The sequence below is a fragment of the Teichococcus deserti genome, from assembly GCF_001982615.1.
Classification (GTDB): Bacteria; Pseudomonadota; Alphaproteobacteria; order Acetobacterales; family Acetobacteraceae; genus Pseudoroseomonas; species Pseudoroseomonas deserti.
Genome location: NZ_MLCO01000351.1, coordinates 1 through 10388, shown reverse-complemented (window position 1 = coordinate 10388; position 10388 = coordinate 1). Strand labels below are relative to the sequence as shown.

At 72.5% G+C, this 10388-nt stretch carries 10 protein-coding genes; 9 read left to right on the top strand and 1 reads right to left on the bottom strand.

Annotated features, from left to right (window positions below; translation table 11 throughout):
* The first annotated feature begins 56 nt into the window (after positions 1-56).
* Entirely contained in the window at positions 57-1250 is a 1194-nt protein-coding gene (zigA, locus tag BKE38_RS26905) for a zinc metallochaperone GTPase ZigA (protein ID WP_076960274.1), read from the top strand.
* A gap of 235 nt (positions 1251-1485) precedes the next feature.
* On the opposite strand, the gene BKE38_RS26900 is transcribed toward zigA, so the two are convergent.
* Positions 1486-2715 (bottom strand): MFS transporter, encoded by a 1230-nt coding sequence (locus BKE38_RS26900; protein WP_076960273.1) that lies wholly within the window; start codon positions 2713-2715, stop codon positions 1486-1488.
* Between the two features lie 98 nt (positions 2716-2813).
* Here BKE38_RS26900 and BKE38_RS26895 point away from each other — a divergent pair, with 98 nt between their 5' ends.
* The 8 genes from BKE38_RS26895 to BKE38_RS26860 form a co-directional block, all read left to right on the top strand.
* Positions 2814-3626 carry an AraC family transcriptional regulator gene (locus tag BKE38_RS26895; RefSeq protein WP_076960272.1) on the top strand — a complete coding sequence of 271 codons (813 nt, stop codon included), beginning with the start codon at positions 2814-2816 and terminating at the stop codon, positions 3624-3626.
* A 58-nt stretch (positions 3627-3684) separates the two neighbouring features.
* Positions 3685-4986, top strand: coding sequence for a hypothetical protein (locus BKE38_RS26890; RefSeq protein ID WP_076960271.1), 1302 nt, complete (start codon positions 3685-3687; stop codon positions 4984-4986).
* A 4-nt stretch (positions 4987-4990) separates the two neighbouring features.
* On the top strand, positions 4991-5728 hold the full coding sequence (locus BKE38_RS26885; protein ID WP_083747901.1) for a 2OG-Fe dioxygenase family protein: 738 nt from the start codon (positions 4991-4993) through the stop codon (positions 5726-5728).
* A 175-nt stretch (positions 5729-5903) separates the two neighbouring features.
* Complete coding sequence (locus tag BKE38_RS26880) at positions 5904-6575, top strand: 50S ribosomal protein L25/general stress protein Ctc (protein ID WP_076960270.1); 672 nt, start codon at positions 5904-5906, stop codon at positions 6573-6575.
* 15 nt (positions 6576-6590) lie between these two features.
* Positions 6591-7163 (top strand): aminoacyl-tRNA hydrolase, encoded by a 573-nt coding sequence (pth, locus tag BKE38_RS26875; RefSeq protein WP_076960269.1) that lies wholly within the window; start codon positions 6591-6593, stop codon positions 7161-7163.
* A gap of 4 nt (positions 7164-7167) precedes the next feature.
* Entirely contained in the window at positions 7168-7572 is a 405-nt protein-coding gene (locus BKE38_RS26870) for a hypothetical protein (RefSeq protein ID WP_076960268.1), read from the top strand.
* 114 nt (positions 7573-7686) lie between these two features.
* Complete coding sequence (ychF, locus tag BKE38_RS26865) at positions 7687-8781, top strand: redox-regulated ATPase YchF (RefSeq protein WP_076960267.1); 1095 nt, start codon at positions 7687-7689, stop codon at positions 8779-8781.
* Between the two features lie 121 nt (positions 8782-8902).
* On the top strand, positions 8903-10388 hold a 1486-nt coding region (locus BKE38_RS26860; RefSeq protein ID WP_242662583.1), incomplete at its 3' end, for a sensor histidine kinase.

The window sequence follows — 10388 nt, the reverse complement described above, 5'->3', positions numbered from 1 at the left end:
CAGCCCGCCCCGCCTGCTGCTGCGCCTCGAGACCCTCCCTTGAGGATCCCTGCCCCATGACCAAGCCCCTGCTGCCCGTCACCGTGCTGTCCGGCTTCCTCGGCGCCGGCAAGACGACGCTGCTGAACCACGTCCTGGCCAATCGCCAGGGCCGCCGCGTCGCCGTCATCGTCAACGACATGTCCGAGGTGAACATCGACGCAGCCCTCGTCGAGCAGGGCGGCCGGCTGTCGCGCACGGACGAGAAGCTGGTCGAGATGACCAATGGCTGCATCTGCTGCACGCTGCGCGAGGACCTGATGCAGGAGGTGGCGCGCCTGGCCGCCGAGGGCCGCTTCGACGCGCTGCTGATCGAGAGCACCGGCATCGCCGAGCCGATGCCGGTCGCCGCCACCTTCGACTTCCGCGACGCGGAAGGCTTCTGCCTGGCCGACATCGCCCGCCTCGACAGCATGGTCACCGTGGTCGATGCCGGCGCCTTCCTGGCCGGCTATTCCAGCGCGAAAAGCCTGGAGAGCCTGGGCGAGACCGCGGGCCCCGAGGATCGCCGCCTGCTGGTGGACCTCCTCGTCGAGCAGGTCGAATTCGCCGACTGCATCGTGGTGAACAAGCTGGACCTGGTCGACGCGACCGGCCGGGCCCAGCTGCTGGCCCTGCTGCGCGGGCTGAATCCGAAGGCTGAGCTGATCCTGGCCGAGCAGGGCCGCGTGCCGATCGACCGCCTGCTCGACACCGGCCGCTTCGACTTCGAGACGGCCAGCCAGGCGGCGGGCTGGTCGCAGGCGCTGAGCCACGAGCACCTGCCCGAATCGGAGGCGTTCGGCATCCGCCACTTCGTCTGGCGTGCCCGCCGCCCGCTGCATCCGGCCCGCTTCAAGGCCTTCATCGAGAGCGACCTGCCGGGGGTCCTCCGCGCCAAGGGCTTCTTCTGGCTGGCCAGCCGCATGGGCTGGGCGGGCAGCTGGCAGCTGGCCGGCCGCATCGGCCGGCACGAGCCCGCCGGCCACTGGTGGGCCGCCACCCATCCGGAGGACTGGCCCGCCGACCCCGCCTGGCGCGCCGCCGTCAAGGCGAACTGGCAGGACCCCTTCGGCGACCGGCGCCAGGAGCTGGTCTTCATCGGGATCGAGCTCGACGAAGAGGCTCTCCGCGCGGCGCTGGAGACCTGCCTGCTGACGGAGGCAGAAATGGCGCTGGGGCAGAGAGGATGGCGGCGGCTGGACGATCCGTTCCAGACGTGGGGGCCGTAAGAGGCAGCCCTGGGGAATGAAGTCCCCTGGGTTTGTCTGTTCTGTTGGCCGTTGAATGCCCAGCCGCCTTGCCGGCGGCGACATCAAGGCAGGACGGCGGGGCGCCACTCTGAAAACGGCCCCAGGCCACAGGCCGCGCTGCCGCCGGCGCCGTTTTGCCTGCTGGCTCCACCTGGACAGGGCCATCTGAAAGAAGGAGGGAGATGCGTTCTCCCCTGGCCTGCCCCTCTCCCCTTCACTCCGCCGGCGCCGCCGCAGGCGCCGCCCAGAGCTCCGGCTTCAGCTCCTCCTGGCGATCCGGGAAGAACATCGCGCAGACCAGGGTGACGCAGCCGAAGCCGGCCAGCACCAGGATGGTCAGGGCCAGGTTGCCCGTCGCCTCGTGCAGCAGCCCGACCACGGGGGCGGCGGCCGCGGCGCCCAGGAACCCCACGAAGAAGCGGATCGAGTAGAGCTTCACCCGCAGGGCGGGCGCGATGTAGCGCGCCGTCATGGTCTCGTTCACCGTGACCTGGCCGAAGATCGAGGCAGCCAGCAGGGCGGCGATCGGCAGCACCATCCAGCCTTGCGCGAAGGCCAGGGCCAGCATGGCGGGCACCTGCACCATGGCCATCGGCAGGAAGATCCGCTTCAGCGTGCTGCGGTCGATCAGCCGGCCGACGGTGAACTGGGTCAGCCCGCCGCAGATCGTCACCAGGAAGGCCAGCGTGCCGATCACCGGCAGCAGGTCGGGGCTGCCGGCCAGGCGCTCTTCCATCAGCTTCGGCAGCAGCAGGGTGAAGGCGTTGAACACCAGGCCCGAGGCCGCGGCGATCGACAGCAGCACGACCACCGCGCGCTTCACCACGGCCGGCGGGATGGCCGGGAAGGGCCTGGCCGGGCCGCGGGCATTGGCCATGTCGATGGCGGGCTCGCGCCAGTAGAGGACGCCGAGCGCCATGCAGGCGATCCCCGGCACCAGGAAGGCCCAGCGCCAGCCAAAGGAGATCGCCAGGAAGGCGGTCATCACCGGGGCCAGCGCCACGCCGAAATTGCCGAAGACGCCGTTCAGCCCGACGGCGCGGCCGACCTTGTCGCCGGCGGCCTCGACCAGCATGGCGGTACCGATCGGGTGGTAGATGGCGGCGAAGGCCCCCATCCCCGCCAGCGCCACCGCCAGCAGCACGGGCGTCGTGGTCAGCCCGGCCAGCGCCATGCAGGCGCCGGTGCCGAAGAAGAAGCCCAGCATCAGGCGGCGGCGCCCGAGCTTCTCCGCCAGCCACCCCATCGGCAGGGCGCCGACGCCATAGACCACGAACATGGCGGTGCCCAGCGCCATGATCGGCCCGTATTCGGCGCCGAAGCGGGCCGCGTCCTGCTGCACCATGCCGAGCACGGCGGTGGCCAGGATCAGCAGGCAGAAATGGGTGATGCTGTGGGCCGCGTTGATGAAGGCGATCTGACGCGTCGCGGGATGCAGGGCCATGGGGGCGTTTCCGGGGTGCACGAGGATCGGGCGGCAGTTTCGCTTGCCGTCTCTTCACCCGACGTTACTCTGACCCGGAAACGACATCCGGCCAGATCATGTCGCCACCCGGCCAAATTCCGTCGCATCCGGTGCTGAACCTGCCGCAGGAGGCGGTGGACCGCCCGCTGGCCGGCTTCCGCCGCGACTATGCCGATGGCGAGGGCGCGGCCCGCCACGCGCATCGCCGGGCGCAGCTGATCTATGCCAGCCACGGGGTGATGCGGATCGCGACCGACGCCGCCGCCTTCGTGGTGCCGCCGGGGCGGGCGCTCTGGGTCCCGGCCTATCTGCCGCATGCGGTCGCCATGCAGGGGCGCGTCGCCATGCGCGCCCTGTTCCTGCGCGAGGACGCCGCCCGCGCCGGGCCGGCTGGCGTCACCGTGCTGGTCGTCTCGTCCCTCCTGCGGGAGCTGATCCTGGCCGCCTGCGACGAGCCGCCGGACTGGGACCCGCATGGCCGCGGCGGCCATCTGGCGGCGCTGATCCTGGACGAGATTGCCCGCGCCGACCGCCTGCCGCTGGGCGTGCCGCAGCCGCGCGACCCCCGGCTGCTGCGGCTGGTGGCAGCACTCCAGGCCCGCCCCGACAGCGACCTGACGCTGGAGGGCTGGGCGGTGACGGTCGGCGCCAGCGCCCGCACCCTGACCCGCCGCTTCCGCGCCGAGACGGGGATGAGCTTCGGCGCCTGGCGGCAGCATTGGCGCCTGGCCGAGGCCTCGGCGCTGCTGGCGCAAGGCGCCACCCCGGCGCGGGCGGCGGCAGCCGTGGGCTATGCCAGCGCTTCCGCCTTCGGCGCCGCCTTCCGCACCGCCTTCGGCGGCACGCCGGGCGGCAAGGGCGCGCGACCGGTCCCGGTGAAAATCGGCTGAGCTTCTGTTTTCCCGCCCCTTTTCCGCGGCGGGGGCAGGCGCCATTGTCGAGGCCATCATGCTCCGCCTGCTCCGTCTCCTCCTGCTGCTGTCGCTGCCGGCCGCGGCCGTCGCCTCGGATGCGCTGCCCTCGGGCCATGCCGGGCCGGTGCAGGCCCTGGCCGTGCTGCCGCAGGGCGCGCTGGTCTCCGGCGGCGCGGACGGCTTCCTCTATGTCTGGACTGCGGATCTGGTGGCGGCGAAGCCGGTCGGGCGGGGCGCCGCGGCGCCGGTGCTGGCCCTGGTCGCGCTACCGGCCGGCGGCTTCGCCAGCGGCGGCCAGGACGGCGCCCTGACGCTTTGGCCGGATCCGCCCGACGGGCGCCCCGCCGCGCAGTTGCGGGAGCATGCGGGGCCGCTGGTGGCGCTGGCCGCCCAGGGCGGGCTGCTGCTGTCCGCCTCGGCCGACGGCACCGCCCGGCTCTGGCGCCCCGGCCAGCCGCCGCGACGGCTCGAGGGCCATCGCGGCCCGGTCACCGGCGCCGCCTTCCGCGCCGACGGGCTGCCGGTGACCGTCGGCGCGGATGGCCAGCTGCTCGGCTGGGCCGACGAGGACAAGCCGCTGCTGCTGGCCAGCTTCGGCGTGCCGCTCTCGGCCGTGGTCGGCCTGCCGGGCGGGCTGCTGGCCGTCGCCGGCGCCGACGGGCTGGTGCGGCTGCTGTCCGCCACGGCCGCCATCCCCGCCACCACCGGCCGCCATGTCGAGGCCGGGCGCGGCCCGCTCGCGGTGCTGGCCGCCAGCGCCGATGGCAGCCTGCTGGCCGCGGCCGGCCCGGGCGGCGGCGTCTCGGTCTGGTCCCTGCCGGACGGGCGGCTGCGCCACAGCCTGGCCTCGGGCGGCGTCGCGGTCTGGAGCCTGGCCTTCAGCGCCGACGCGGCGCTGCTCTATGCCGGCGGCGCCGATGGCCGGCTGCGCGCCATCGACCTGCAGCGCGGCGTCGCCGTCGGTCCCGCCATGACCACGCCCGGCGCGCTGCGCCCGGCGCGCCAGGCGGCGATCGACATGGAGGGCGCCCGCGTCTTCCGCGGCTGCGGCGGCTGCCACAGCCTCTCCACCCCGCCCTCGGGCGCGGCCGAGCTGAAGGCCGGGCCGCATCTGGGCAAGATCTTCGGCCGGCCGCTGGGCGGCGTTTCCGGCTATGCCTATTCCGGGCCCCTGGCCCGCAGCCAGGGCATCTGGACGAAGCAGGCATTGGCCGATCTGCTCTCCGGCGGTGCCGAGGCTCCGCCGGTCGCGCATCCCGCCTCGGTGCCCGCGGTGGAGGATGCCGAGGATCTGGCGGCCCTGCTGCGCTTCCTGGAACAGGCGACGAAGGACTGAGCCCATGGCGAACGACGCGCCGCGGCAGATGCTGGTCGAGGAAACGGGCGCGGCCGTCGCGGCTGCCGGCTTTGCCGCGCTGCCCGCCGCCCGCGCCGCCACCCTGTTCGGCGCCGCCGCCGCCGGGCCGGATTGGGACGCCTTCGCCGCCAGCTGGGCCGCGCTGGAGCCCGACCGGCACATGGCCGATGGCGGCCGCTATCGCCTGCGCCGCCATGCCGTCTTCGCGCTGCAGGCGGGGCAGCCGGCGCTGACCCGCGCGCCCGACCAGCCGCACTACCAGGCCCGCGTCTTCAACCAGCTCAATGGCGGGGTGGAGCGCTGGTTCGCCCCGGTGACGCCGGAGGTCTCGGCCGGCCCGGCGCTGGCCGCGCTGCTGTCGGGCGCCCGCGCCGTCTTCGACCAGGTGGCCCCCGGCGCCGGCTGGCATGTCGAGATGCACCAGTTCCGCATCCAGGCCCGCCCCGACGAGGCCGGCAAGCCGACGCCCGAGGGCATGCACCGCGACGGCGTCGACTATGTGCTGGTCGCCATGATCGGCCGCGAGAACGTCGCCGGCGGCGTCACCGGCATCCGCGTCGACGGCCAGCCCGGCGAGCAGAGCTTCACCCTCGAGAACCCGATGGACAGCGTGCTGCTGGACGACCGGCGGGTCTGGCACGGCGTGACGCCGATCGCCCCGCTCGATCCGGCGCGGCCCGGCCATCGCGACGTGCTGGTGCTGACCTTCCGCAAGGCCTGAGGCGCAACTCCCGCCGGCGTGCTTGCTTCCGCCCCCGCAATGCCTTATGCCGCGCCCCGCGCTGGCACCCCTGGAGGCCGGCGCTCTCGCGTTTGGGCGCTCGCCTGGCGCGGATTTCTTTGGCAGGCGCCCCGGCCACAGGCCGAGCGGGCGCCACAGCAAGCGGAGCTTAGCAATGGTCCAGACCATTCGGATCGAGGCCGAGGCGCGCGAGCGGGCCGGTAAGGGGGCGGCGCGCGCGACCCGGCGTGATGGGCGCGTGCCCGCCGTCATCTACGGCGCGAAGCAGGAGGCTGTCCTCCTCTCGCTCGACCCGCGCGACGTCATGAAGGAAATGCACAAGGGCGGCTGGCAGTCGCACCTCTATGAGGTGGCCCTGGCCGGCGGCGCGACCGAGCGCTGCCTGATGCGCGAAGTGCAGTTCCACCCCGTCAAGGACACCCCCGTCCATGTCGACTTCCAGCGCCTCGCCGCGGGTCAGATGATCCGCGTGAAGGTGCCGGTCGTCTTCCTGAACGAGGAGACCGCGCCGGGCGTCAAGGAAGGCGGCGTGATCAACATCGTCCGCCGCGACCTGGAAGTCCTGTCCGACCCGGATCAGGTCCCCGACCAGTTCGAGATCGACCTGGCCGCCGCCGTCATCGGCGACAGCCTGCGCTGGTCGAACGTCGTCGACCACAAGGGCACCAAGCCGGTCATCGTCGGCCGTGACTTCGTCGTCGCCACCATCGCGCCGCCGACGGTCGAGGAGGAGATCGTGGTCGCCGCCCCGGTCGCCGCCCCGGACGCCAAGGGCAAGAAGGGTGGCAAGGCTGCCGCCCCGGCCGCCGCCGCGAAGAAGAAGTAAGCAGGGTTCGTCGCGGTGCTGCTCTGGGTCGGCCTCGGCAATCCCGAACCGGGCCAGGCGCGGCACCGCCACAACATCGGCTTCATGGCGCTCGACGCCATCGCGCGCCGCCACGGCTTCACGCCGTGGCGGCAACGTTTCAAGGGGCTGGTCTCGGAAGGCGTCATCGGCGGCCAGAAGCTGCTGCTGCTGAAGCCGCAGACCTACATGAACCTCTCCGGCGAGGCGGTGCAGCCGGCCGCTGCCTTCCACAAGATCCCGCTCGACGACATCACCGCCTTCCATGACGAGCTCGACCTCGCCCCCGGCAAGATCCGGGTGAAGAAGGGCGGGGGCGCTGCCGGCCATAACGGGCTGCGCGACATGGACCGCCGCCTGGGCGGTCCGGATTACTGGCGGATCCGCCTCGGCATCGGCCATCCGGGGATGAAGGAAAAGGTCACCGGCCACGTGCTGGGCAATTTTGCCAAGGTGGACACCTGGCTGGAACCCATGCTGGATGCGGTGGCGGAGGCCGCGCCCCTGCTCGTCCGTGGCGAGACAGAAGCCTTCATGACCCGCGTGGCCCTGCTGACCCAGGAGAGCTGAGACAATGGCGATGGAAGACGCGGCGGCCGATCTGGCGGCGGAATTCGGCGGCCCCGGCCCCGAGGACCTGGCGAACGGCGCCGCCGCCCTGGCCGCTGCCCTGCTGGCCCAGGCCCATACCCTGGCGGCCACCGCCGCCGCGCTGGAAGCCAGCGACACCGGCCACAAGCGCGCCATCGAGGCCGCGTCCAGCCGCGCCGCCCTGGCGCTGGCCATCGCCCAGGCCATCTCCGAGGCACCGCGCCAGGCCCGGCCGGGGCTGATCGCGGCGGCGGCCAAGTCGCTGGATGTCTCGGTGACCGCGGCGGTGACCCAGATCCGCTCGGCGGCACTGTCGCTGCCGACCGACGACGCCTCCGCCCGCATCGCCGCCGCCCAGCTGGCGGCTGAGATCGCGATGGCGCTGTAGGCAAAGCAAGGCCAGGGGAATGAATTCCCCTGGACCCCTTCTTTTTTCTATCCATGAAGGCCGTTCAGGGACCTGCGCCCGACAAGGCCAGCATAACCCTGAGAGAATGCGAAAATGGGCTTCAATTGCGGGATCGTCGGACTGCCGAACGTCGGCAAGTCCACCCTGTTCAACGCGCTGACCCAGACCGCGGCAGCCCAGGCCGCCAACTACCCCTTCTGCACCATCGAGCCCAATGTCGGCCGCGTCGCCGTGCCCGACCCGCGCCTGCAGGTCATCGCCAAGATCGGCAAGAGCCAGAAGATCGTCCCGACCAGCCTGGAATTCGTCGACATCGCCGGCCTGGTGCGCGGCGCCTCGCGCGGTGAGGGCCTGGGCAACCAGTTCCTGGCGAACATCCGCGAGACGGACGCGATCGTCCACGTCCTGCGCTGCTTCGAGGACGGCGACGTCACCCATGTCGAAGGCTCGGTCGACCCGATCCGCGACGCCGACACCATCGAGACCGAGCTCATGCTCGCCGACATGGACAGCCTGGAGAAGCGCCTGACCGGCCTGGTCAAGCGCGCCCGCAGCGGCGACAAGGAAGCCACCGGCCAGGCCGCGCTGATCGAGCCGATCCTGGCGGGGCTCCGCGACGGCAAGCCCGCCCGCTTCTCCATCCCGAAAGGTGAGGAAGAAGCGGTCCGCCGCCTGCAGCTGCTGACCAGCAAGCCCGTCCTCTACGTCTGCAACGTCGAAGAGGCGAATGCGGCGACCGGCAACGCGCACAGTGAAAAAGTCTTCGCCCGGGCCAAGGCCGAGGGCGCCAAGGCGGTCATCGTCTCGGCGGCCATCGAGGCCGAGATCAGCCAGATGGACGAGGCCGACCGCGGCGAGTTCCTCGAGGGCCTGGGCCTGGCCGATTCGGGCCTCGATCGCGTCATCGCCGCGGGCTACGGCCTGCTCGGCCTGATCACCTACTTCACCGTGGGGCCGAAGGAGGCCCGCGCCTGGACCATCATCCGGGGCATGAAGGGTCCCCAGGCCGCCGGCGTCATCCATGGCGACTTCGAGCGCGGCTTCATCGCCGCCGAGACCATCGCCTATGACGACTATGTCGCGCTCGGCGGCGAGCAGGCGGCCAAGGAAGCCGGCAAGATGCGCGTCGAAGGCAAGGAATACGTGGTCAAGGACGGCGACATCATGCTGTTCCGCTTCAACGTTTGATCGCTCACACGTGATGCGTGTGCACTTCTTGCTAGGGTTGCAGCGCAGCGCTTGGTAGGATAGGGGCCCGGGCCGCAAGGTGCCGGGCCCTTTTCCTTTCCGGCTGCCAGAACCCATTCCCTTGCGTCTCGATACTGCGACCCTCCTCCTGGTCAGCACGCTGATCAGCCTGCTGCTCGGCGGCATGTGGATGGGGCTTTCCGTCGACCGGCACCGAATCGGCGGCCTGCGCGAATGGGGCCTGTCGCTGCTCTGCTTCTGCCTGGGCACCGTGCTGCTCGGCCTGCGCGGCATCCTGCCCGACTGGGCCTCGATCGACCTCGGCAATCTGGTGATCCTGGCGGCGATGAGCTGCGGCTGGCAGGGCGCCCGCCGCTTCGACGGCCTGCCGGCGCCGCACTGGCCGCTGCTCCTGGCCGGCCTGGTCTGGCTCGGCCTGCGGCAGCTGCCCGGCCTGACCGAGACGGTCGAGATCCGCGTCATCATCATGTCGGCGCTGGCCTCGCCGCTGCTGCTGGCCACCGCCTGGACCTTCTGGCGCGGCCGCGCCGACAGCCTGGTGTTCCGCGCCTTCCTCGGCCTTGCCTTCGGCCTGCAGGGCGGGCTGACCCTGCTGCGCATCCCCGCCGCCCTGCTGCAGCCAGCCTGGAGCCAGACCTCCGCCCTGCCGGACGCGGCCTTCCCCAAGATCATCATCCTGCAGTCCATGATGCACGGCATCGCGACAAGCTTCGTGCTGCTGGCCATGTTCCGCGAGCGCGGCGAGCGCCGGGCCCTGGCCGCCGCCGCCGCCGCGCGCGAGGCCGCCGAGCAGGCCAGCCGGGCCAAGTCGCGCTTCCTGGCCCGCATGAGCCACGAGCTGCGCACGCCCCTGAACGGCGTGCTCGGCCTGTCGCAGCTGCTGGCCGCCCGCGCCGACCTGACTCCCGAGGCGCAGAGCCAGGTCGCCGTCATCCACCGCGCCGGCCAGCACCTGCTGGCGCTGGTCAACGACGCGCTCGACCTGGCCCAGGTCGAGGCCGGCCGCCTGACCCTCTCGGCCGCGCCGGTGCCGCTGCGCGCGCTGGTCGACGGCGCCATCGCCCTGGTCCAGCCCGAGGCCGCCCGCAAGCGCCTGGCGCTGCGCGTCGACAGCGCGGCCGACGTACCGGCCGCGGTGCTGGGCGATGCCCGCCGGCTGCGCCAGGTGCTGCTGAACCTGCTGGGCAACGCGGTGAAGTTCACGCCTTCGGGCGGCGCCGTGCAGCTGCGCCTGGCGCCGCTGCCCGGCCAGGGTCTGCGCTTCGAGGTGATCGACACCGGCCCCGGCATCGCCCCCGACCAGCGCGCCCGGCTGTTCCAGGACTTTTCCCGCCTGCCCCAGGAGCGCGCCCAGGATCGCTCCCAGGACCGCGTCCCGGGCGAGACCGAAGGCACCGGCCTGGGCCTGGCGATCTCCGCCGGGCTGGTGCAGGCGATGGGCGGCCGCATCGGCGTCGCCACCGGCCCCGAGGGCCGCGGCAGCCGCTTCTGGGTCGAGGTGCCCTTGCGCGAGGCCGCCCTGCCGCCACCCGCGTCCCTCCCCGCCGCCCCCGCCCAGCCGGGGACCCCGCGCCGCGTGCTTGTGG